24 protein-coding genes are annotated in these 22,101 nt (G+C 67.2%); 6 read left to right on the top strand and 18 right to left on the bottom strand.

What is annotated here, in order from left to right; genetic code table 11:
- Positions 1-223: 223 nt before the first annotated feature.
- Positions 224-1,444 (bottom strand): NADP-dependent isocitrate dehydrogenase, encoded by a 1,221-nt coding sequence (locus ACI2KI_RS16695; protein WP_404621888.1) that lies wholly within the window; start codon positions 1,442-1,444, stop codon positions 224-226.
- A 197-nt stretch (positions 1,445-1,641) separates the two neighbouring features.
- On the opposite strand from ACI2KI_RS16695, the gene ACI2KI_RS16690 reads away from it, so the two are divergent.
- Entirely contained in the window at positions 1,642-2,772 is a 1,131-nt protein-coding gene (locus ACI2KI_RS16690) for a DUF1176 domain-containing protein (protein ID WP_404621886.1), read from the top strand.
- 81 nt (positions 2,773-2,853) lie between these two features.
- On the opposite strand, the gene ACI2KI_RS16685 is transcribed toward ACI2KI_RS16690, so the two are convergent.
- The 9 genes from ACI2KI_RS16685 to ACI2KI_RS16645 form a co-directional block, all read right to left on the bottom strand.
- Positions 2,854-4,644: a DUF885 domain-containing protein gene (locus ACI2KI_RS16685; protein WP_404621884.1), complete on the bottom strand. Its 1,791-nt coding sequence runs from the start codon at positions 4,642-4,644 to the stop codon at positions 2,854-2,856.
- A gap of 88 nt (positions 4,645-4,732) precedes the next feature.
- The gene (locus ACI2KI_RS16680) at positions 4,733-6,565 is read right to left on the bottom strand and encodes a DUF885 family protein (protein ID WP_292083575.1); all 1,833 of its coding nucleotides are present in this window, start codon (positions 6,563-6,565) and stop codon (positions 4,733-4,735) included.
- A gap of 113 nt (positions 6,566-6,678) precedes the next feature.
- Positions 6,679-6,924 (bottom strand): hypothetical protein, encoded by a 246-nt coding sequence (locus ACI2KI_RS16675; RefSeq protein ID WP_292083576.1) that lies wholly within the window; start codon positions 6,922-6,924, stop codon positions 6,679-6,681.
- Between the two features lie 6 nt (positions 6,925-6,930).
- The gene (gene fghA, locus ACI2KI_RS16670) at positions 6,931-7,764 is read right to left on the bottom strand and encodes an S-formylglutathione hydrolase (RefSeq protein ID WP_404621882.1); all 834 of its coding nucleotides are present in this window, start codon (positions 7,762-7,764) and stop codon (positions 6,931-6,933) included.
- 15 nt (positions 7,765-7,779) lie between these two features.
- A complete protein-coding gene (locus ACI2KI_RS16665) occupies positions 7,780-8,337 on the bottom strand; it encodes a hypothetical protein (protein WP_404621880.1) in 558 nt (185 codons plus the stop codon).
- 67 nt (positions 8,338-8,404) lie between these two features.
- Complete coding sequence (locus ACI2KI_RS16660) at positions 8,405-9,106, bottom strand: hypothetical protein (protein ID WP_404621878.1); 702 nt, start codon at positions 9,104-9,106, stop codon at positions 8,405-8,407.
- A gap of 81 nt (positions 9,107-9,187) precedes the next feature.
- Positions 9,188-9,574, bottom strand: coding sequence for a VOC family protein (locus tag ACI2KI_RS16655; protein WP_404621876.1), 387 nt, complete (start codon positions 9,572-9,574; stop codon positions 9,188-9,190).
- A 79-nt stretch (positions 9,575-9,653) separates the two neighbouring features.
- Positions 9,654-10,205, bottom strand: coding sequence for a hypothetical protein (locus ACI2KI_RS16650; RefSeq protein WP_404621874.1), 552 nt, complete (start codon positions 10,203-10,205; stop codon positions 9,654-9,656).
- Entirely contained in the window at positions 10,205-11,311 is a 1,107-nt protein-coding gene (locus tag ACI2KI_RS16645; protein WP_404621872.1) for an S-(hydroxymethyl)glutathione dehydrogenase/class III alcohol dehydrogenase, read from the bottom strand. The genes ACI2KI_RS16650 and ACI2KI_RS16645 overlap by 1 nt, the downstream gene beginning before the upstream one ends.
- 169 nt (positions 11,312-11,480) lie before the next feature.
- On the opposite strand from ACI2KI_RS16645, the gene ACI2KI_RS16640 reads away from it, so the two are divergent.
- Positions 11,481-12,368, top strand: a complete 888-nt coding sequence (locus ACI2KI_RS16640; RefSeq protein WP_404621870.1) for a LysR family transcriptional regulator — start codon at positions 11,481-11,483, stop codon at positions 12,366-12,368.
- A gap of 351 nt (positions 12,369-12,719) precedes the next feature.
- Complete coding sequence (locus tag ACI2KI_RS16635) at positions 12,720-13,421, top strand: NAD-dependent deacylase (RefSeq protein ID WP_404621868.1); 702 nt, start codon at positions 12,720-12,722, stop codon at positions 13,419-13,421.
- Here ACI2KI_RS16635 and ACI2KI_RS16630 read toward each other — a convergent pair.
- From ACI2KI_RS16630 to ACI2KI_RS16615, 4 genes are all read right to left on the bottom strand, one after another.
- The gene (locus tag ACI2KI_RS16630; RefSeq protein WP_404621866.1) at positions 13,418-13,741 is read right to left on the bottom strand and encodes a YnfA family protein; all 324 of its coding nucleotides are present in this window, start codon (positions 13,739-13,741) and stop codon (positions 13,418-13,420) included. The two genes, ACI2KI_RS16635 and ACI2KI_RS16630, sit on opposite strands and share 4 nt — an antisense overlap.
- Positions 13,742-13,870: 129 nt before the next feature.
- The gene (locus ACI2KI_RS16625) at positions 13,871-14,173 is read right to left on the bottom strand and encodes a GIY-YIG nuclease family protein (RefSeq protein ID WP_404621864.1); all 303 of its coding nucleotides are present in this window, start codon (positions 14,171-14,173) and stop codon (positions 13,871-13,873) included.
- A 155-nt stretch (positions 14,174-14,328) separates the two neighbouring features.
- On the bottom strand, positions 14,329-15,114 hold the full coding sequence (locus tag ACI2KI_RS16620) for an RNA methyltransferase (RefSeq protein ID WP_404621862.1): 786 nt from the start codon (positions 15,112-15,114) through the stop codon (positions 14,329-14,331).
- A 36-nt stretch (positions 15,115-15,150) separates the two neighbouring features.
- Positions 15,151-16,182, bottom strand: coding sequence for a S1/P1 Nuclease (locus tag ACI2KI_RS16615; RefSeq protein ID WP_404621860.1), 1,032 nt, complete (start codon positions 16,180-16,182; stop codon positions 15,151-15,153).
- A gap of 402 nt (positions 16,183-16,584) precedes the next feature.
- Here ACI2KI_RS16615 and ACI2KI_RS16610 point away from each other — a divergent pair, with 402 nt between their 5' ends.
- Positions 16,585-17,139, top strand: coding sequence for a 3D domain-containing protein (locus tag ACI2KI_RS16610; RefSeq protein ID WP_404621858.1), 555 nt, complete (start codon positions 16,585-16,587; stop codon positions 17,137-17,139).
- Positions 17,140-17,212: 73 nt separating this feature from the next.
- Here the strand turns inward: ACI2KI_RS16610 and ACI2KI_RS16605 are convergent, their stop codons facing one another.
- The 3 genes from ACI2KI_RS16605 to ACI2KI_RS16595 form a co-directional block, all read right to left on the bottom strand.
- Positions 17,213-17,962, bottom strand: a complete 750-nt coding sequence (locus tag ACI2KI_RS16605) for an SDR family NAD(P)-dependent oxidoreductase (protein ID WP_292083592.1) — start codon at positions 17,960-17,962, stop codon at positions 17,213-17,215.
- Between the two features lie 81 nt (positions 17,963-18,043).
- A complete protein-coding gene (locus tag ACI2KI_RS16600; protein WP_404621855.1) occupies positions 18,044-18,394 on the bottom strand; it encodes an Mpo1-like protein in 351 nt (116 codons plus the stop codon).
- A 50-nt stretch (positions 18,395-18,444) separates the two neighbouring features.
- Positions 18,445-20,454 carry a DEAD/DEAH box helicase gene (locus ACI2KI_RS16595; RefSeq protein WP_404621853.1) on the bottom strand — a complete coding sequence of 670 codons (2,010 nt, stop codon included), beginning with the start codon at positions 20,452-20,454 and terminating at the stop codon, positions 18,445-18,447.
- 224 nt (positions 20,455-20,678) lie between these two features.
- Here ACI2KI_RS16595 and ACI2KI_RS16590 point away from each other — a divergent pair, with 224 nt between their 5' ends.
- Positions 20,679-20,894 (top strand): flagellar basal body rod C-terminal domain-containing protein, encoded by a 216-nt coding sequence (locus tag ACI2KI_RS16590; protein WP_292083595.1) that lies wholly within the window; start codon positions 20,679-20,681, stop codon positions 20,892-20,894.
- A gap of 17 nt (positions 20,895-20,911) precedes the next feature.
- Here ACI2KI_RS16590 and ACI2KI_RS16585 read toward each other — a convergent pair whose 3' ends face one another.
- Positions 20,912-21,601 carry a winged helix-turn-helix transcriptional regulator gene (locus ACI2KI_RS16585; RefSeq protein ID WP_404621851.1) on the bottom strand — a complete coding sequence of 230 codons (690 nt, stop codon included), beginning with the start codon at positions 21,599-21,601 and terminating at the stop codon, positions 20,912-20,914.
- A 56-nt stretch (positions 21,602-21,657) separates the two neighbouring features.
- On the opposite strand from ACI2KI_RS16585, the gene ACI2KI_RS16580 reads away from it, so the two are divergent.
- Positions 21,658-22,101, top strand: a complete 444-nt coding sequence (locus ACI2KI_RS16580) for a VOC family protein (RefSeq protein WP_404621849.1) — start codon at positions 21,658-21,660, stop codon at positions 22,099-22,101.

Here is a 22,101-nt window from a genome sequence, read left to right as displayed (position 1 = left end):
GAGACATTAAGGACATGGTTCGAAGGGTGGCTCAAGGGCGTCGTTAACACCCGGTGTCATTCGTCCTCGCCGTCACCCCTCCCCACAGCCGTCAGCCTGGCGCTCGACCCGAGGATGACGGCTGGGGCGAGGGCCGCAGACAACAAGAAGGCCCGCCGGATCGCTCCGACGGGCCATTCCTGGTGCGTACCGCGCTCAAGCAGCGCGAAGCGCGGTAGCGACCTTAGCCAACGTGCGGCAGGGCCTTCTTCAGGTTCTCGGACACCTTGTCCAGGAAGCCTTCGGTGGTCAGCCACGACTGCTGGTCGCCGACGAGCAGGGCCAGATCCTTGGTCATGAAGCCCGACTCGACGGTTTCGACCACGACGCGTTCCAGCGTCTCGGCGAACTCGGCCAGCTCGGCATTGTCGTCCAGCTTGGCGCGGTGCTTGAAGCCGGCCGACCAGGCGAAGATCGAGGCGATCGAATTGGTAGAGGTCGCTTCACCCTTCTGGTGCTGACGGTAGTGACGGGTCACCGTGCCGTGGGCGGCTTCGGTTTCCATGATCTTGCCGTCCGGCGTCATCAGGACCGAGGTCATCAGGCCCAGCGAGCCGAAGCCCTGAGCCACGATGTCCGACTGAACGTCGCCGTCATAGTTCTTGCACGCCCAGACGAAGCCGCCCGACCACTTGATGGCGGCCGCCACCATGTCGTCGATCAGACGGTGTTCGTAGGTCAGGCCGCGCGCCTTGAACTCTTCGGCGTAGTGCTCGTCGAAGACTTCCTGGAACAGGTCCTTGAAGCGGCCGTCATAGGCTTTCAGAATGGTGTTCTTGGTCGATAGATAGACCGGATAGTTACGAGCCAGGCCGTAGCTGAACGAGGCGTGGGCGAAGTCACGGATCGACGAGTCGAGGTTGTACATGCCCATGGCCACACCGGCCGACGGGGATTTGAACACCTCGTGCTCGATCACCTGGCCATCGTCGCCGACGAACTTGATCGACAGGGTGCCGGCGCCAGGCATCAGGAAGTCAGTAGCCTTGTACTGGTCGCCGAAGGCGTGACGGCCGACGACGATCGGCTGGGTCCAGCCCGGAACCAGACGCGGCACGTTCGAGCAGATGATCGGCTCGCGGAAGACCACGCCGCCCAGGATGTTGCGGATGGTGCCGTTCGGCGACTTCCACATCTTCTTGAGGCCGAATTCCTTCACCCGGGCTTCGTCCGGGGTGATGGTGGCGCACTTGACGCCGACGCCGTGCTTCTGGATCGCGTGGGCCGCGTCGATCGTCACCTGGTCGTCGGTGGCGTCGCGGTGCTCCATGCCGAGGTCGTAGTAGTCGAGCTCCAGGTCCAGGTAGGGGAAGACCAGCTTGTCCTTGATCATCTGCCAGATGATCCGGGTCATTTCGTCGCCGTCGATGTCCACGATGGGGTTGGCGACCTTGATCTTGGCCATGCTCTGCCTCTGTCTCTTAATCAGGGAAGGAATATCGTGCGGGCGGTATAGCGAGACGCGCGCGCGGGCGCAAAGGCTGAGCGGCGCCATCGGCGCTCCTGCGCAAAATGCCCCCATATGACTTGAACCAGCAGCCAGCTTGACCGTTCATGGAGCCCGTCCCTGATCGTTCCCCTCTCGCTGATGAGACGCCCCACATGACGCTTCGCAGCCTGTTGCTGACCGCTGCCGCCGCCCTGATCCTGCCGCAGGGGCTTGGGGCCTGCGAAAAGAAGGAGGGCGACGCCTCGCCCGCCGCGGCCCCCGCCGCCGCCGACGTCGCGGTCGAGACGGCGGCGACGTCGCCAACCGCCAGGACGAGCGCCAATCCGCCCAGCGTGACGCGCGAGTTCCGCGACTGGACCGCCACCTGCGACAACACCAATCACTGCGTGGCCTTTGGTTCGGCGCATGAAAACATGGGCTTCGTCCTGATCTCCCTGGCCCCCGGCGCGGGGGCCCGCCCCGTCGTCCACATGGGCGGCTGGGGTCTGGAGGACGGCCAGGGCGCGGTCCACGCCGTCATCGACGGCCGGCGCTATGCCGGCGAGAACTCCAAGATGGACGAGGAAGGCGACGTCATCGCCTTCAGGAACCCCTCGCCCCAACTGGTGCATGATCTGGGCAACGGCTCCTTTATGGCGTTGAGGCGCGGCGATGAGCAGATGAAGGTCAGCCTCGGCGGGGCGGCCGCCGCCTTCCTGTGGATCGACGAGCGTCAGGGTCGGCTGAACACCCCCACCGCCCTGATCCGGCGCGGCGACCGGCCCGCCGCCGAAGTGCCCGCAGCCCCGGCCGCCCCGCGCGTGGCCGTGGCGGCCGCCGTCGCCCAGAACGGCCTGGTCCAGGACGACCTCTCCCCGGCGCTTCTCGCCCACCCCAAGGTCAAGGAATGCCTGGCCGAAACCCGCAGAGGCGAACGTTTCGAGCCGAACGTCGAGGTCTCGCGTCTGGCTGCGGACAAGCTGCTGTGGAGCGTGGCGTGCGGTGAAGGCGCCTATAATTTCAGCCAGGCCTATTTCATCACTCCGGCCGACGGGACCTCGCCCCGGCCGGTCGCCTTCCCCACGGCGGCGGGCAGCGAAGACACCCTGGTCAACAGCCGCTATGACCCCAGGACCCGCACCCTCTTCGCCTTCGGCAAGGGGCGCGGCCTCGGCGACTGCGGCCGCATGGGCGTTTGGGCCTGGACCGGCGAGCGCTTCGCCCTGCTGGACGAGAAGGTCATGCCAAGTTGCACGGCTGTCCCCCAGGACCTGTGGCCGACCACCTGGCGCGCGGCGACCTGATCGCCATCCAGCACCAGACATGAAAACGGCCCGGACGCGCGAAGGTCCGGGCCGTCTTTCGTTTCAACCCTGATCGGCGTCTCAGGCCCGCATCTGGGCTTCCAGCACCGCCAGCGGCAGGGAGCCGTTCATCAGCACCTTGTCGTGGAAGGCGCGCAGGTCAAAGCCCGGCTTGGCCTCGGCGTCCTTCCTCAGGCGGGCGATCACCGTGTGGCCGACCTTGTAGGCGCAGGCCTGACCCGGCCAGACGGTGTAGCGGTTGATCTCGCTGTTCGAGGCGTCCAGCGGCTTGGCGCCCGAGGCCGCCATGTATTCGACCGCCTGTTCACGGCTCCAGCGCTCCGAGTGCAGACCGGTGTCGACCACCAGGCGCACGGCCCGGAACAGATAGGACATCAGGAAGCCGACGCGGCCCAGCGGATTGTCGGCATAGGCGTTCAGGTCATTGGCCGCGACCGCCTCGGCGTACAGCGCCCAGCCTTCATTATAGGCCGAGAAGCCGCCCGCGCGACGCCATTGCGGCAGCTCGCCCGACTCGCGCTGCAGGGCGACCTGCAGGTGGTGGCCCGGCGAGGCCTCGTGATAGGTCAGGGTCGGCAGGGCGAACCTGGGCCAGTTCCCGCTGTCGCGCAGGTTGATGTAGTAGGCGCCCGGGCGCGAGCCATCCAGCGGCGGTCCCTGATAGTATCCGCCCGGCGCGCCCGACTGGATCGACACCGGCACGCGACGGATCTCGACATGGGTTTTCGGCAGACGACCGAAGACGGTCGGCAGTTTCGGCTCCAGTTCGGCGACCAGCTGGTTCAGCCAGACCAGCAGCTCCGCCTTGCCCTCGTCGGTGTTGGCGAAAAGCTGGGCCGGGTCCTTGTTCAGGGCCTGGATGCGTTCGCCGACGGCGCCCTGGGTATAGCCCTGCGACTTCAGGATGGCGTCGATCTCGGCGCTGATCTCGGCGACCTGCTCCTTGCCCATCTTGTGGATCTCGGCGGCGCTGAGGGTGGTGGTCGTGTTGGACTTCAGGCCATTGGCGTAGAAGGCCTCGCCGTCCGGCAGACGCCAGACCCCGGCGTCATGCGTCGCCTGCGGACGGATGGCTTCCAGGGCCGCGACCTGACGGGCCAGGGCGGGCTTGATCTGCTGATCGACGATGGCGGCGGCGCGGACGTCATAGCCCGACAGGTTCAGCGCGGCGGTCTTGCGCACCAGTGACTTGATCATGGCCAGGTCGGCGGCCTTGGTGTCGCGCAGGGTGCGGACCTGGGGCAGCATGCGGTCGATGATGAAGTCCGGCGGGATCACGCCCAGACCGGCGTCCTCGCGCACCTTGTCCGTCTCGCCGTCCAGCACCCCGGCGAAGGCCGACAGACGCGACAGGAAGGCGTCGGCGCCCGCCGCGTCCTCGATGCGGTGCTGGTTGTCCATGAAGTCCGGCGTCTCGAAATAGGCGCCCGACAACTGGGTCACGACATAGGGCGACGGACGGCCCGGCCCCGCGCCGTAAGCAAAGCGCGAGGTCTCGGCCGAGGTCTCGCGCCCGAAAGCGGCGATGGCGTAGTTCAGCGCGCCGGCTTCGGACAGACCCGTCTGGTCGAAGGCGCGCAGCGCAGCCCAACGGCTGATCGCCTTGTCGCGGTCCTTGCGGATGGCGTCGGGACCGGCCTCGCTCAGTTTGGACGACAGACCGGCGCGGGCGCCCTTGTCGAGGCCCAGGTTGGTGGCGCGCTCGGGCGACTCGTCGATGTCGGCCTCGAACCAGCCATCCAGCAGGGCGTTCAGGCGCGCATCGGCGTCGCTGGCCGCCGCATGAGCGAGAGAGGGCGCGACGGCGGCCGTGGCGGCGGCGGTCAACAACAGGCGGCGGCGGTCGATCATGGTCTTGCTTCCCGACGAGGGCGGCGCGACGCCGCGCGCCCCTCACACTCAGACAATCGTCGGGCCGGCGCGCCCGTGGTTCACAGATCTAGGCGGGCGTCCAGGCGTTCAGGGTCCGCTCCAGCACCGTCAGCGGCACGCCGCCCAGGTTCAGGCCGGTGTCATGGAAGCCCTTGATGTCAAAGCGGCTGCCCAGACGCTTCTTGGCGTCCTCGCGCAGCTTGACCCAGGTGGTGTGGCCGACCTTGTAGCTGGACGCCTGGCCCGGCCAGACGCAGTAGCGCTCGACCTCGGTGGCGATGCTGGATTCCTGGTCCCCCAGGGTGTCGACCATGTAGCGGATGCCCTGTTCACGGCTCCAGCGCTTGTGGTGCAGACCCGAGTCCACGACCAGACGCGCGGCGCGGAACATCAGCGACTGCAGGTAGCCGATCTGGCCGAAAGGATCGTTCTCATAGGCGCCGATCTCGTCCGCGAGCTGCTCGGCGTACAGGCCCCAGCCCTCGGAGTAGGCCGAGAAGCCCATGACCTTCATCAGAAGAGGCGTGTCCGGCTTCTCCTGTTGCAGGGCGATCTGGAAGTGATGGCCCGGCACCGCCTCGTGATAGGTCAGGGTCGGCAGGGTCCACTTGGGCCATTCCGCCGTGTCGCGCAGGTTGATGTAGTAGGCGCCCGGACGCGAGCCATCCAGGGCCGGCGACTGGTAGTAGCCGCCCGGCGCCCCGGCCTCGATGGCCTTGGGCACGCGCTTGATGTCGCACGGCGACTTGGGCAGGCGGCCGAAGTAATCCGGCATGCGCGCCTGCATGGCGACCATCTGGGCGTTCAGTTCCTTGATCAGCTCGTCCTTGGCCTCGTCCGTGTTCGGATAGACGAAGCGCGGGTCCTTGCCGAGCGCGGCCACGCGTTCGCCGACCGTGCCTTGCGTCATGCCCTGCGCCTTCAGCAGAGCGTCGGTGCGGGCCGAGATCTCGGCCACCTGCTCCAGCCCCATCTGGTGCACCTCGTCCGGCGTCATCGACGAGGTGGTGAAATATTTCAGGCCGAAGCGGTAATAGTCCTCGCCCTTGGGCAGACGCCAGACGCCGCCGTCGTGAGTCGCGCCGGGACGCACAGACTTCAGGGCGTCGGCCTGACGCTGGATGGCCGGGTAGACTTCGCCGGCCAGGATGGCCTGGGCGCGCGCGGCCCAGTCGCCGGAGATGTTCTTTTCGGCCGTGCGACGCGCCAGCGACTGGCTCATGACCGAGTCGGCCGGAGCCGTGCCGGTGATGGCGGCCATCTGGGTCAGGGTGCGGTCGATGACGAAATCAGGCGGCACGGCGCCGGCGGCGAAGTCGGCCAGCATCCGCTCGCGCTCGGCGTCCAGGCCCTTGGCGAAGTCCGACAGGCGCGACAGATAGGCGTCAGCGTCGTCCGCCGCCTCGATGCGGTGCTGGCTGTCCAGGAAGTCGGGGATCTGCTGATAGGATCCGCCCAACTGGCTGACCGTATAGGGCGACGGGAACATGCCGCCGCCATAGGGGAAGCCATACCCTTCCATCACCGTGTCGCCGAAGAACTCCAGCGAGTCGTAATAGGTCTGCTCTAGGGTCGTCAGTTGGCGCTTGTCGATGGCCTTCACGGCCTTCATGCCGTCGATAAACTTGGCCTTGTCGGCGTCGATCTTGGCCTGCGAGCGGTCGCTCAGCTTGAAGCGGGCCTGTGCCATCGGTCCCCGGTCCATGCCCAGCATGGTCAGGGTTTCGGGATCGGACAGGATCATTTCCTGGGCGATCTTGTCCAGCAGGGCCAGGAACTGGGCCGAGGCGGGACCGGCAGCCGGAGCAGCGGCGGTCTGCGCGAACGCGCGGGCGGCGCCCGAGGCCGCGAACGCGCCTCCCAGGGCGGCGGTCATCAACAGGCGGCGACGGTCCATCATCGGGCTTCCTCCCAAAAGCGATGGGAGGGGACACTATCGAAGCGGCGTCGCCCCGCAAGGCGCCATGATCACGGCGCGGATGAAGTTTCGTCCATCCGCGCCCGTTGGCGGGATCAGCCCGGCTGGACGTGGGCCTTGAGGCAGTCGCGCACGGCCTTCTTCAAGTCGCCCGGCGCATTGGGTTCGTCCACGCCCTCAGCGGCCAGCACGGCCTTCATCGCGGCATCCAGACCCTTGGGCAGGGCCGCGATCACCTTCTTCTGACCCTTTTCGTGCAGGCAGAAGCCGACCTCGCTGCACAGGGCGGCGAACATCTCGTCGAAGTCCACGTGGGCGAAGTCGGGGGCGGCGTCGGTCATGAAGTCTCAGGCTTTCAGGCGGGTCGCATGGAAGGCCACGTGGTCGTCCACGAAGCTGGCCATGAAGAAGTAGGAGTGATCATAGCCCGCCTGCATCCGCAGGGTAAGCCGCTGTCCCGCAGCCTGGGCCGCCGCGACCAGAAGCTCCGGTTTCAGTTGCTCGGTCAGGAAGGGATCGGCGTCGCCCTGATCCACCAGGATGTCGTCGAAACGACCCGCCGCCGCGCCGCTTTCGATCAGCAGGGCGGCGTCATGCTTCGCCCATTCAGCGCGGTCGTCGCCCAGATAGGCGGTGAACGCCTTCTCGCCCCACGGACAGCGGGTCGGCGACGAGATCGGGGCGAAGGCCGAGACGGATCTGAACAGCTCGGGATGACGCAAGGCCAGGGTCAACGCCCCATGCCCGCCCATGGAATGACCGAAGATCGAACGCGTCTTCGTGGTCGGGAACGCCGCGTCGATCAGGGCGATCAGTTCGTCCGTGACGTATCTCTCCATGCGGAAGTGCGGCGCCCACGGCGCCTGCGTGGCGTCGACATAGAAGCCCGCCCCCTGCCCCAGATCATAGGCCGGATCGTCCGCCACCCCTTCGCCGCGCGGCGAGGTGTCCGGCGCCACGATGATGACGCCGTGTTCGGCGGCGGCCTTGTAGGCCCCGGCCTTGGTGGTGAAATTGTCCTCGGTGCAGGTCAGGCCCGACAGCCAGATCACGACCGGGAACGGGCCCTCGCCCGCCGGGACAAAGACCGACAGGGTCATGGGCGTGCCCGTCGCGGCGCTGTCGTGTTTCAGATAGCGCAGGCTTCCGCCGTGGACGGCGTGGGTCTTGACCGTTTCCATCAACTCAAACTCCGATCAGTCGGGCCAGACGCGGGCCATGAAGGCGTCGTCCAGTCGGCCGCCGTCCTTCGGGAAATAGCTGTACCAGTCGCGCGGGATCGGCGGGCTGGCGCCGACGGGCGGCGCGCCGCCGCCCCAGGCCTCGAAGCCGACGCCGACCAGGATCGGTCCCTCGCGCACAGCGGGGGCCGGCACGGCCTCGACCGCCCTGACCACCGCCGCGACCGTCTCGGCGCTGGGCGCCGGTTCGCCGGTGACGACCCAGGCTTTCGCCCGCCCGCCCGGCTTGACCATCAGCAGCAACATCCCCGAGGCGCCGGGCTGGATCGGGGCGGCGCGGAACGCCCCCTCGGCTGCCGTCGTCGCAGCGTTGACGTAGGGCGTCAGGGCCGAAACCTCGACCCGCGCCTTCATGACCGGATCGGGCAGATAGAGGACCACGTCCTTGCCTCTCCAGGCCTCCACGGGGACCTCTGCGGTCGGCGCCCCGTCGGCAGCCCGGTCGCAGGCCGCCAATCCCAGCGACAGGCTGAACGCCGCCAGCCCCGCCATCATCGCCGCTTTCGCCCTCATCTCGTCTCCGCCTTCAGACCTGAGCCCTACTTTTATCCCTTGCGGACCCCGGCAGATAGGCCCGCCCTCAGCCTTCGGGAGTCACCACCCGCGTCGCTTGGCCGTTCTCGTCCTTGAAGGTGATGCGCGCGCCGCCGTCGGCCGCCACGCTCAGCACCAGACGCGCCCGGCCCGCGCCGTCGCGCAGCACCAGCTCCGAGGCGCCCGAGCCCTGACGCCCCAGGAAGGCGCGCGGCTGCCCGTCCATATTGGCCGCCAGCATCGCCGCCTGCTGCTGTTCCGGGGTCAGGCCGGACAGCCGGGTCAGAACGTCATAGTCGATCGACTCCTCGGGCCGATCATTGACGAAGACGCCGGACACCCGGCGCGCCCCCTGCTGGAAGCCCATGATCTGGACCGTCTGATCCTGCTCATAGCCGTCGAAGGTCAGGCTGCCGCCGGAGGACTTGACGCCGTCGGCGTTCTTGCCGCCGAACACCAGGCCGCCGACCTCGGTGCCTTCTTCGTTCATGAACAGCATCCCGGCCGTGTCCCGACCCGGATGCGGCACCTCTCGCCCGCGATAGGGTATCTCGGGGAAGGCGGTCTGGTTCGAGATCACCATCCGCAGCGTGCCGTCCGGCTCGCGCACATTGATGCGCTGGACGTCGATCTCGGTGAAGCGGGCCGGGCCGACGCCCGACACCGCCCCAGAGACCATCACCCCCACGAAGACGGCCGTCAGCACGCCCGAATAGGCGATCAGAGCCTTCTGCGCGTCGAATTTCATGATGATCCTCCCCTTTGGAATGGGGCTAGGTAGCGGATCACGCCGACGCCATCCCGTGGTCAGTTGTCGCAAGCTCGGCTTTTACGACGGCCGGTGAACGGCGCAGATCTTGTTGCCCGACGGGTCGCGCAGATAGGCCAGGTGCATCTTGCCGAACGGGGTGTCGCGCGGACCCGCCGGGTCCTCGATGGCCGTGCCGCCCGCCGCCACGCCGGCCTCGGCGAAGGCGAGAACCGCCTCGGGGCTGGCGGCGGCGAAACCGATGGTGCCGCCGTTGGCGTGACAGGCGGGCTCGCCGTCGCGCGGCGTGACCACGCCCAGCATGCCGCGCGGCGTCATGTACCAGACGCCGGGCCGGGGCTGATCGCTGAAGGTCCCCGGCTGATGGCCCAGGGCGCCGAGCACCGCGTCATAGAATTTGTGCGACGCCTCGACGTCGTTGGCGCCGAGCGTGACGTGCGTGAACATGGTCTTCCTCCCGATGATGCGCCCGACCGGTTCGCCGGGCGCGGCAAGCTAGGCTACAAAAGTTTCTTTTGGCAACGGACTATCGCAGCACCCAAGCCTCTTCGTAAAAGCGATCATCCATCACCCGGCCGCCTACGTCTCCTGACAAGGCATTCCAAGCTTCTGGCGTCGGCATCGGCAGACCAGCCGGAGGCGTCCCGCCTCCCCAGGCGGAGAACAGCAAACCGAACACAACAGGTCCTCCCACAACCTCGGGAGGAGGCGCCTCGGCAAGCGCCTTCTCGATAGCCGCCTGCGTCTCCGGTTCCATCGGCGCGCCGGTCGCCAGCCATACACGCGCCTGTCGGCCAGGCTTGACCATCACGACGACAGCCCCGCTAACGCCTTCCTGCACTGGCAGCTCCAGAAAGGCGCTGGACGCGCGCGCCCGTAAATCCTTTATGAAATCGCCGAGAACGGCCGTCGGAACCCGCTGTTCGATAACAGGCGTCGGCAGATAGAGCGTAATGCTATGCATCGTCCAAGCTGGCGTTGGAGCAGGCGTCTGGCGCAGTTCGCTGTCCCGCGGGGCGGGATTTGACGGCCCGCACGCCGTCATGAGCAGCACCAACCCCAGCAAGGACAAACGCATCAGAAGACGATCACCGAACGGATGCTCTTGCCTTCATGCATCAGGTCGAACGCCTCATTGATGCGTTCCAGCGGCAGGGTGTGGGTGATCATCGGATCGATCTCGATCTTGCCGTCCATGTACCAATCGACGATCTTGGGCGTGTCGGTGCGGCCGCGCGCGCCGCCGAAGGCCGAGCCCTTCCAGACGCGGCCGGTGACCAGCTGGAACGGACGGGTCGAGATCTCCTTGCCCGCCTCGGCCACGCCGATGACGATGCTCTCGCCCCAACCGCGGTGGCAGGCTTCCAGCGCCTGACGCATGACCACGGTGTTGCCGGTGCAGTCGAAGGTGTAATCGGCGCCGCCGTCGGTCAGTTCGACCAGATGGGCGACCACGTCCGACACCTCCTTGGGGTTGACGAAGTGGGTCATGCCGAAGCGACGGCCCCATTCTTCCTTGTCGCCGTTGATGTCGACGCCGACGATCATGTCGGCCCCGACCAGCTTCAGCCCCTGGATGACGTTCAGGCCGATGCCGCCCAGGCCGAAGACCACGGCGTTGGCGCCCGGCTCGACCTTGGCCGTGTTGACCACGGCGCCCACGCCCGTCGTCACGCCGCAACCGATGTAGCAGGCCTTGTCGAAGGGGGCGTCCTTGCGGATTTTCGCCACCGCGATCTCGGGCAGGACCGTGTAGTTCGAGAAGGTCGAGCAACCCATGTAGTGGGCGATGGCCTGACCCTTGTAGCTGAAACGCGAGGTGCCGTCGGGCATCAGGCCCTTGCCCTGGGTCCCACGGATCGAGGTGCACAGGTTGGTCTTGCGGCTGAGGCACGACTTACACTGGCGGCATTCCGGCGTGTAGAGCGGGATGACGTGGTCGCCGACGGCCAAGCTCGTCACGCCCGGTCCGACCTCGACCACCACGCCCGCGCCCTCATGGCCCAGGATCGAGGGGAAGATGCCCTCAGAGTCCAGACCGTCCAGCGTATAGGCGTCGGTGTGGCAGACGCCGGTCGCCTTGATCTCGATCAGCACCTCGCCGGCGCGCGGGCCTTCCAGATCGACCTCGACGATTTCGAGCGGGCGTTTGGCTTCGAACGCGACGGCGGCGCGGGTTTTCATGATGGTGGTCCTTCGGACGTCCCTATCGCTCGCGACGCGGTCGCTCGCTGCTTCAGGGACAGGAGGTGACTGAATTGGCGTCAGTTCTACGCCCGTCGCGGCGGGGCGGATACGGCGACAACCGCAAAACATTATTGTCCTGCTGCAACAATCATGATCGAACGTCCCGATGAGCCGCTGGGACGGGATCGACGAATTCACCGCTGTCGCCGAACAGGCCAGCTTCTCGGCCGCCGCACGTCGCCTCGGCCTGTCGACCTCGGCCGTCAGCCGTGAGATCGCCCGGCTGGAGGACCGGCTGCAGACCCGCCTGCTTCACCGCACCACCCGCCGGGTCGAACTGACCGACGCGGGCCGCGACTTCCTGGCCCGCTGTCGCCGCCTGATCGACGAACGCGACGAGGCCCTGGCCGCCGTCCAGCCAGACGATCAGGCCCCGCGCGGCCTGCTGCGCATGACCTGCTCCGTCTCCTATGGCGAACGCTTCATCGCCCCGGCCGTCAACGCCTTCGCGCGCCAGAACCCTGAGCTGAGGATCGAGCTGGACCTCGACAATCGCCTGCGCGATCTGGTCGGCGACGGCTATGATCTGGCGGTGCGGTTCGGCCACCTGACCGACTCGCGGCTGATGGCGCGGCGGCTGGCCTCGCGGCGGCTGATCCTGTGCGCCAGTCCCGACTACCTGACCCGGCGCGGCGCGCCGCGCGACCTGTCCGAGATCGCCAGCCACGACGGCCTGATCGGCTCGGCCGAGCACTGGCGCTTCACCGAGGCCGGGCGCGAGGTCAGCCTTCGCCCCTCGGGCCGCTGGCGCTGCAACTCCGGCGCGGCGGTGCTGGACGCGGCGCTGCAAGGCCTCGGCCTGTGCCAACTGCCCGACTTCTACGTGACCGAGGCCCTGGCTTCCGGCGCCCTCGTCTCCCTGCTGGACGAAGCCCGACCGCCCGACGAAGGCGTCTGGGCCGTCCACCCCCACCCTCGCCACGTCCCGCCCAAGGTCCGCGCTATGATCGACTGGCTGCATGAGCGGCTGTCGGCCCCGCCCGAGCGGCGCTAAGCTGACGGCAATGCCAAGGCGGTCCGCATATCTTGCTGTTCGACGTTGGGTGGACATGCGCCTGTCCTACAACTTCACCTTTGGGCCAAAGGCAGCATTCGCCCCCGCCGCCTTGCCCTTCATACCTTTGGTCTTAGCTCGATCAGGCTTCCTGCCTGCATGGCTGCTCGCTCTGGCATTGGCGTCGACATGGTGCGTATTCGTCGCATGGAGGGCGTCCCGAATGATACGCGCTGGCGAGATCAAGAGCGCGCGCGACTATGACCGGCGCGCCAAATTCGACCTGCCGCCTGAGTATGCAGCCTCAGAAAGCCTGCTGGCGCATCAGCGGCGCGAACGGAGGACCAAGCGATGAACCTCGTCGTCCTGACCGGCGCCGGCGTCTCGGCCGAGAGCGGCGTGCCGACCTTCCGCGCCTCGGACGGGCTGTGGGAGGGGCATAGCATCGAGGCGGTGGCGACGCCCGACGGCTTCGCAGCTGACCCGGCCCTGGTGCAGGACTTCTACAACCAACGGCGGCGGCATCTGGCCAGGGTCCAGCCCAACGCCGCGCATCGGGCCCTGGCCGGTCTGGCGGCGCGGTGGGCGGGCGATTTCCTGCTGGTGACCCAGAACGTCGACGACCTGCACGACCGGGCGCACGCGGAGAGCCCGCCCGCCCCCGGCTTCGAGCTGATCCACATGCACGGCGAACTGAACAAGGCCCGTTGCACGGCCTCGGGCGTCGTCTGCGACTGGACCGGCGATCTGGAGGCCGCGCACGCCTCGCCGCATCATCCGCAGGGCGTCTTGCGCCCGCACATCGTCTGGTTCGGGGAGATGCCGCTGGCGATGGAGCGGATCGAGACGGCGCTGGAGGTCTGCCACCTGTTCGTTTCCATCGGCACCTCGGGCGCCGTCTATCCGGCGGCGGGTTTCGTGCAGCAGGCGCGCATGGCCGGGGCGCGGACGGTGGAGATCAATCTGGAGCCAACGCAGGGCGCGCGCCTGTTCGATGAAGGCGTCTATGGCCCGGCCACCGAGGTCGTACCCGCCTTCTTCAACGCGCTCTAGCCGCGCTGTCCGAAGAGGATCACCGCCGCCCCAATCAGGCAGACCGCCCCGCCGATCAGGTCCCAACGGTCCGGCGTCGTCTTCTCGACCAGCGCCATCCACGCCAGCGACGCGCAGATATAGACCCCGCCATAGGCCGCGAACGCCCGCCCCGCCGTCTCGGCCGGAACCAGGGTCAACAGCCAGGCGAAGGCCATCAGGCTGAGTACGCCCGGAACCAGCCAGACCGGCGACCGGTCCAGCTTCAGCCAGGCCCAGAAGGCGAAGCAGCCGCCGATCTCGGCCAGGGCGGCCAGGGGGTAGATGAGGGCGAGTTTCATTTTATCTCCGTCATTCCGGGGCGGCGCAGCCGAACCCGGAACCCAGACCGTTCAATACACGCAGGGACGACAAGATCACCCGCCTGGGTCCCGGGTTCGCTTCGCGCCCCGGGATGACGGAAGAAAGGATCAGTCATACCAGTCCGCCGCCAAATCGGCCCAAACTGGGTTGGAACCTTCGATCAGCGCCAGCTTCCACGCGCGCCGCCATTTCTTGATCTGCTTCTCGCGGGCGATAGCTTCAGCCATGCCGAGGTGCGGCTCGAACCATACCAGCCCCTTGCAACCGTGCTCGTCGGTGAAGCCCTTGAACGTCCCGAGTTTGTGCTTCCATATCCGGTCGCGAAGGTCGCTGGTGACGCCGGTGTAGAGCGTGCCGTTGCGGCGGTTGGCCATGATGTAGGCGGCGATGATCGCGTCTGGATTCCGCAACTGCCCCTCCCCTGCCGTCCTTCCGGGACGCGCAGCGGACCCGGAACCCAGGCCATTCAGCACGCAGGGCGACGACAGGACAAGGCGGCGACGCATCCGACGCCTGGGTCCCCGGGTTCGGCTTCGCCGCCCCGAGGATGACGGAAGGGGTGATCTTACTCGCCCTTCTTCGCTTCCGCCGCGCGCTTCTCGGCCAGCTTGGCCAGCACCCGGCCACGGCCCTTGGCCAGGGCGTGGATGGCGCCGCGCATAGTGGCGACTTCCTGTTCGGTGAAGGCGGCGCGGCCCAGCATGACCCGCAGGTTCTGGCTCATGGACGGCTTCTTTTCCGGCGGATGGAAGAAGCCGCCGGCGTCCAGCTCGGCCTCGAAGTGTTCGTACATACCGATCAGCAGTTCGTTCGACGCGGGCGGATCGCCTTCCCTGAATCTCGGCGGGGGGGCGTCAAGGATGAGCGTGCGCCACTCATAGGCGTTGATGGCCACGGCCTGGGCCAGGTTCAGCGAGTGGTGCCTGGGGTCGATCGGGATGGTGGTGATGCCGGCGCACAGGGCGATGTCGGTGGTCTCAAGACCCGCGCGCTCGCCGCCGAACAGCAGGCCGGTCTTCAGGCCCGAGGCCGTATCGTCATAGAGGATGCGGGCGCTCTCGCGCGGGGTGCGCACCGGCTGACGTGTCTCGCGCGGGCGGGCGGTGGTGGCGAAGACGGTGTTCAGGTCGTGGATCGCCTCGGCCACGCTGTCGAAGACCTTTACATCCTCCAGCACCCAGTCGGCGCCAGAGGCAGTGGCCCAGGCGCGGTCCTGGGGCCAGCCGTCGCGCGGGCTGACCAGCCGCAGTTCCGACAGGCCGAAGTTCGCCATGACGCGGGCGACCGCGCCGATGTTCTCGGCCATCTGGGACTTGTCGAGGATGACGACGGGGGGCGTGAGTTCAGTCATGGGCGTCCCCTACCCCTCCGCGCCATCCAGCGAAAGTCAGTCCTCGCCGATCATCGACACCCACGGGTCGACCGTGCCGGCCTCGACCTCGGCCACCTTGACGGCGGGCCAGCCGATGGAGGCCGTGCCGCTCTCGCGCCAGCTGAGGATGATCAGGTCGCGCAGTTCCGAGGCGCCCGCCGCCAGACGCTCGTTGACGAAGGCCGCGCCGCGCGGGTCGGCGTCCTTGAAGCCGCCCGCCTTCTCCAGACGATAGAAGGGAATGACCGTGCCCAGGGTGGTCTTCAGGTAGCCCGCGGTGCGGGCGCGCAGGTCCAGACCCGACACCTGCGGCTGGCTCATGGCCGCCTCGACCGTATCCAGACGGGCGACGCGCGAGGTGAACTCGCCCTCGAAGATGCCGTGCGTGCGACGCGAGTTGGTGAAGCCCTCTGGGTTGGGATAGTCGCCCCAGCCGTTGAAATGGATCGAGGTGTGGTGCGGCTGCGAGCCGTCGCCGACATAATGCGCCAGGACGCCGATGTCGCGCAGGATCAGGGCCTCGCGGCGCTCGCGGTCGGCGCGGTACCAAGCCTTCTTGCCGGGGTCGCTCTCGCGGGCCTCGGCGGCGGTCAGGACGCGCCAGTAGGCGAAGCCGCGCCCCAGGTTCTGATAGGCGTCCATCAGGGCGTAGGGCAGATAGCCGACCTCGTCGATCTTGATGCCCGCCTGCACCAGGGCCGTGTCGAAGTCCGACTTCAGGCGCGGCAGGGCGTCGATGTGCGGGCCGTTGGCCGTCATCGCATGACCGTTGTCGTCGAAGTCGATGAAGTGGGCCGTGTCGCGCTCGCGGTCGTGCGGCTGACCGGCGCCCTTCCAGCGGTCGGGCTCCCGCGCCAGTTCGCCGACGTCGGCGATGGCGCCCGGCGTGCGCAGGAAGGCCGGCAGGTCGTCGCTGAGACCCCGCATGGCCGCCACGCCGATCAGGCGGTGGCCGGTGTTGCCCCAGGCGTCCACATGAACGGCGGGGGCCGCGACCAGCATCAGGGCGGCGGCGGAGATCATCAGGCGTTTGACTTGGCGCTTCATCGCAGGACACCGGCGGAAAAATTCGTGGGGAAACGACCGCTTATCCCATTCCCGGCCGCGCCTCCACCCATGCCGGTCGCCGCGTGGCCGCGCGATCACGGCGCCGTTATCTTGAACCGAAACGCAGACTTTCTTCGCAATAAAGTGTTACGCACCCAGACGTAGGTGTTAACCGAACAGCTGATCCACGTAGTATAGAAGCCGCACACATCGAATACTGTTTTCGTTGCTGCCACATATGCTGTGACATTTGCACGATATGCTCATGCGCCTGTGGACTAATCGAACAATGATCGTGCTTCAGACGCACGCCTGATCTCAAGCGACACGTTTTTGCCATAATTGACGGCCAAAAACCGGGCGCCGGATCGTGTCGGGACCGGTGCTTCCTGAGTCTGTTCGATGCTGAACACAGCCGCTGCGCTTGCCATGTTCTGGGCTATGGCCTTCTCCGGTTCCGGAGAGCCTCAACCCTATGAAGCCGTTATCGCGAATGAAACGGCTGCAATGGAAACCGCCGCGGCGGATGAAAGTTCCATCGACGCTTCCGCCCTCTCCGCCGAACAGGCCGAGCTGATGGCGGGCGAACCCGACTGGCGCGCCTCGGCCCGCCTTTATCACGCAGGCGGCGGCGGCGCGACGGGCAACGACTCGCTCGGTTGCCGTCCGATCGCCATGCGCACGGTCGCCGTCGACCCCCGCGTCATCCCGCGCCGCACCAAGCTTTTCATTCGCGAAACGGTCGGCCTGCGCATGAGCGACGGCACGATCCATGACGGCTACTGGTACGCCTCGGACACCGGCGGCGCGATCAAGGGCGCCAAGATCGACCTCTACACCGGCCACGGCCGCGGCTCGATGCAGCAGGCCCGCAGCCTAAATATGAAGACCCTGACCATCGCCGACGCCGGCGACTTCGACGGCTGCCCCCCGGCCTGGGAAACGGCCTCGAACTAAGGGCGGCCTCGCCCCACCGACAAAAAAGGCGACCGGAGCGATCCGGTCGCCTTTTTGCTGCGCCGAGCGCCCGTCAGACCTTGAAGGACAGGAAGCCGTCATCCACCGCCACGGTCGAACCGTTCACCGCACTGGCGGCGTCGGTGAAGAGGAAGGCCACCACGCTTGCGACCTTTTCCGGCTGGATCAGGCGATTGTGCATGTGCTGGGCGGCCAGCGGCGCCTTGGCTGCGGGATCGTCGCCCAGGATCGGCGTATCGATGAAGCCAGGCGCCACGCCCACGACGCGAATACCGTGCTCCGCCAGTTCCAGTGCGCCGGACCGGCTCATCGAGACGACCGCCGCCTTGGCCGCATTATAGTTGAAGCTGCCGCGCGCTGCGATCGAGCCATAGATGGAGGCCGTGTTGACGAAGGCGCCCTTGACGCCCAGCTCGACCATCTTCCGCGCGCCGTACAGCAGACCATAATAGACGCTGTGCTGATCGACCTCGATCACCTTCAGATAGTCGGCCGGCTCCATTTCGAGGAAAGGCTTCACCAGACCGATGCCGGCGTTGTTGAACATGCCGTTCAACGTGCCGAGCTTTTCAACGGCGAAGTCCACCAGCGCCTTCACCTCATCCGCCTTCGAGACGTCGACCTTGAAGGCATGAGCCCTGCGCCCCAGCGCCTGAACCTCGACGGCCACAGCCTCGGCGCCCGCGACGTTGAAGTCAGCGACGATCAGGTCCGCGCCCTTGCGCGCCAAAGCCAGACAGGCTTCGCGCCCGATGCCGCTGGCGCCGCCCGTGACGACAATGACCTGGTTCTCGAGTTCCATACGCGGTCTCCTTCTTCCGAAAGCGTGACCGACATATAGGCGTCCAAGGTGACGCTTCGACCCGACCGCACGGGGTCGTGATCAGAACTTCCGCTTGCCGCTCACCGTCTCGAAGAAGAGACGGAAGTCGCCCATCAGGCTCCACAGCGGATATTTGAAAGTCGCCGGACGGTTTTTCTCGAAGAAGAAATGCCCGACCCAGGCGAAGCCGTATCCGACCAGAGGCATGGCCAGCAGCCACCAGGCGTTGCCCGTGACGCAGAAGGCCGCGAAGGCGGCGATCACCAGCCCCGTCCCGACCACATGGATGCGGCGGCAGGCTCGGTTGGAATGCTCGTGGATGTAATAGGGATAAAACGCGGAAAAGGAGGCGTAACGCCCCCCGTCATACCCAGTCTTGGGACGTCCAGTCTGCGGTTCGCGTGCGGTCATGGCCGCAGCCTGCCCCCGGATTGAACCGGGGGCAAGTCAGCGATCAGCGGTCAGTCGAAGCGCTTGCCGCCCTTCGGCCCCTTGGGACCCTTGGCGAAGGGCTTGCCGGCCGGCTTGAAGCCCGGCTTGCCGCCGGCCTTGAAGTCCGACTTGGGCTTGAACGGCTTCTTGGCGCCCGGCCCCTTGGCGAAAGGCTTCTCATTGGGCTTGTCGAAGAACTGGCCGCCTTCCGGCACGTCGGCGCGGGGGGCGTAGGGCTTCTTCTTGAAGGCCGGACGCTCGCCGTCGGCCTCGCCTTCGCGGGGCTGCCACGGCTTCTTCTTGAACGGCGGACGACCGCCCTCGCCGTCCTCGTCGCGGCGGAAGGGTTTCTTGGCGTAGGGACGCTCGCCGCCTTCGTCACGACGGTTGCGCGTCCCGCCCTTGAACATGCCCGAATGCGGGGCTTCCGACGGCGTGATGTTCGCCTCGTTGGTGTTCATGGCCGCCAGCTTCCTGAAGGCCTCGACGTGGGTGTTGGCGATCTCGAAGCGGGTCTCTTCGGGGAAGGTCTTGATCGAACCGATCTGCTGCTTGGTGATGCCGCCGATGCGGCAGATCATCGGAATCAGCCACTTGGGATCGGCGTTGCGGTTGCGGCCGATGTCCATGCGGAACCACGACACCTGGTCCGGCTGCAGACGCTCGAAGGGCGAGGCCCCGGCGGCGAAGGCGTCGCCGCTCTCGCCGCGCGGCTTGCGCTGCGGACCCTGGCCCGGATCGACCAGATCCTCGGGAGCCGGCAGGTCCTTGCGCAGCAGGACCAGCAGGGCGCGGGCCAGGTCTTCCGCCGTGCGCTCGGCCACCAGCTTGGCGATCAGCCCGGCGTCGTCTTCATTGCCTTCCTCGGCGAAGACCGGAGCCGCCAGCAGGCGCTGCTCGTCCTTGGCCAGGATCTCGTCGGCGGTCGGGGCGCCGGCCCAGGTCGCCTCGACCCCGGCCGAGCCCAGCAACATCTCGGCCTTGCGGCGGCGGCTGCTCGGCACCAGCAGAATGGAGGTGCCCTTCTTGCCCGCACGGCCGGTGCGGCCCGACCGGTGCAGCATGGTCGCCTTGTTGATCGGCAGTTCGGCGTGGATCACCAGACCCAGGTCAGGCAGGTCCAGACCGCGCGCGGCCACGTCGGTGGCGACGCAGACGCGGGCGCGGCCGTCGCGCAGGGCCTGAAGCGCGTCGGTGCGCTCGCGCTGGCCCATTTCACCCGACAGGGCCACGGTCGCGAATCCGCGCTCCAGCAGCGAGGACTGCAGGTGACGCACGCTGTCGCGCGTCGAGCAGAAGACGAGGGCGCCGGGCGCCTCATAGAAGCGCAGCACGTTGACGACGGCGTGCTCGATCTCGTTCGGGGCGATGCGCAGGGCGCGGTATTCGATGTCGCTGTGCGGCTGGCTGCGGTCGACGGTGTCGATGCGCACCGCGTCGCGCTGATAGCGCTTCGCCAGCATGGCGATGTCGCGGGCGATGGTGGCCGAGAACAGCAGGGTGCGGCGTTCCGCCGGCGACTGCTCCAGGATGTATTCGAGGTCCTCGCGGAAGCCCATGTCGAGCATCTCGTCGGCCTCGTCGAGCACCAGCACCTTCAGCGCCGACAGGTCCAGGTTGCCGCGGTCGATGTGGTCCTTCAGGCGGCCGGGGGTGCCGACCACGATGTGGATGCCGAAGTTCAGGGCGCGGGCTTCCTTGCGGGCGTCCATGCCGCCGACGCAGGTGGTGATCTTGGCCTTGGACTCGCCGTACAGCCATTCCAGCTCGGCCGAGACCTGCAGGGCCAGTTCGCGCGTCGGGGCGATGGCCAGCATCAGCGGCGCGTCGGCGGGACCGAAGGTTTCGTTCTCGCCCAGCAGGGACGAGGCCGCCGCCAGACCGAAGGCCACCGTCTTGCCCGACCCGGTCTGGGCCGAGACCAGCATGTCGGCCTCGCCGTGGCCTTCCAGAACCGCCGCCTGGACGGGGGTGGGCTCGGCATAGCCCTTGTTGGCGAGAGCGCGGTCTAGCGCGGGGTGGATCGCGGGAAAGGGCATATACGACCTGAAAAAGAGCAAGGCGGTCGCCGAAACGACCGCGCCCGGCCAAGGCGAACAGCCGGCCGGGCGATGAGGAGGCGGTCTCTATACACCAATAACGGCCCCGATGCGGCGGATTTCCGCAAAAAGACCGTCGTTCACCACGCTTGTTCAGGCGTCATTGACCTCAAAGCCACGATCCTGACCGTCCGCAGAGTTCCATTTTCGCCCGGAGACCGATCATGACGATCCCGCCCCTGAGCATCGCGGCCGCCGGAATGCAGAACGCCGCCAACCGCTTCGAGGCCAGCGCCCGGCGCACGGCCACCGGTTCACTGGACAACCTGGCGGTCGAGGCGGTCGAGCAGATCCGCGCCAAACAGGACTTCTCCGCCAACGCCGCCGTGGCGCGTACAGCAGACGAGATGACGGGGACGCTGCTGGATATTCTGGTTTAAGGCCTCTCCGCCTCCCCTCAGCCCGCCTTTTCCGGCAGGTGGAAGAAGTCGATGAAGCGGGCGAAGACGGCGCGGTCGCCCTCGATGCTCATCGCCCCCTCGCCTTCCAGCGCCGCCAGCGGAACCTTGCCATAGACGGCGGCCGCCACGATCGGCGAGGCGGCGCGCACGATCACCTCGCCGTCCTCGACCTCGCCGCGCCGCGTCTCGATGCGCCCGTCGGCCACGCTCACCACCATGCGGTCCTCGTCCAGGGCGAAGCCGAGTCGCATGTTCGCATCGACCGCCCGCCCCGGATCAAACATGGTCTCGAAGGACTGCATGACGGAGACCGCGCTGATCGGCAGGGTCGGGTCGTGCAGGGGCGAGCGCGCGGCCCAGCGGCCCAGCACCATGAAGACCGGTTTGATCTCATAGCCCCAGTCGGTCAGCTCATAGACCTGGACCGAGGCGGGCGGCGGCAGCTTGCGCCGCTGGACGATGCCCGAGGCCTCCAGACCTTCGAGCCGCTGGGTCAGGACATTGGCGGACAGGCCGCACAGGTCCTTGCGCAGGTCGCTGAAACGCCGCGGCCCCATCATGAGTTCTCGTATCACCAGCAGGGCCCAGCGCTCGCCGATCAGGTCGAGCCCGTGCGCGGCGCCGCAGGCGTCGTGATAGCGGCGAGCACGGCCAGAGGACTCTTTAGTTACTTTTTCTAACTTCATAGTTGACTAACATAACACGATAAGACACCGTTACGCCAGATCAGGGAGGATCGCCAATGACCAAGCTCATATTCGTCAACCTGCCCGTCACCGACCTGTCCCGCTCGGTCGCCTTCTATGAAGCCGTCGGCGCGACGAAGAACCCGATGTTCTCGGACGACACCGCCGCCTGCCTGGTGTTTTCTGACACCATCCACGCCATGCTGCTGACCCACGAAAAGTTCTCCAGCTTCACCGACCGCGCCATCCCCGACGCCCACAAGACGGCCCAAGTGCTGATCTGCGTGTCGGAGGACAGCCGCGACGCCGTGGACGCCGTGATCGACCGCGCCGCCAAGGCCGGCGGTCAGGCCGACCCCAATGCGAAACAAGACTACGGCTTCATGTACGGCCGCAGCTACGCCGACCCGGACGGCCATATCTGGGAGGTCATGTGGATGGACCCCGAAGCCGCCGCCGAGGGCCCTGAAGCCTTCGCCGCCCAGGTCGGAGGCGGCTGA

Origin of the sequence: Brevundimonas sp. NPDC046655, assembly GCF_044901625.1 — a bacterium.
GTDB lineage: Bacteria > Pseudomonadota > Alphaproteobacteria > Caulobacterales > Caulobacteraceae > Brevundimonas.
Note: the sequence above shows the minus strand (reverse complement) of the source record. Positions and strands in the feature narration are given on the sequence as shown.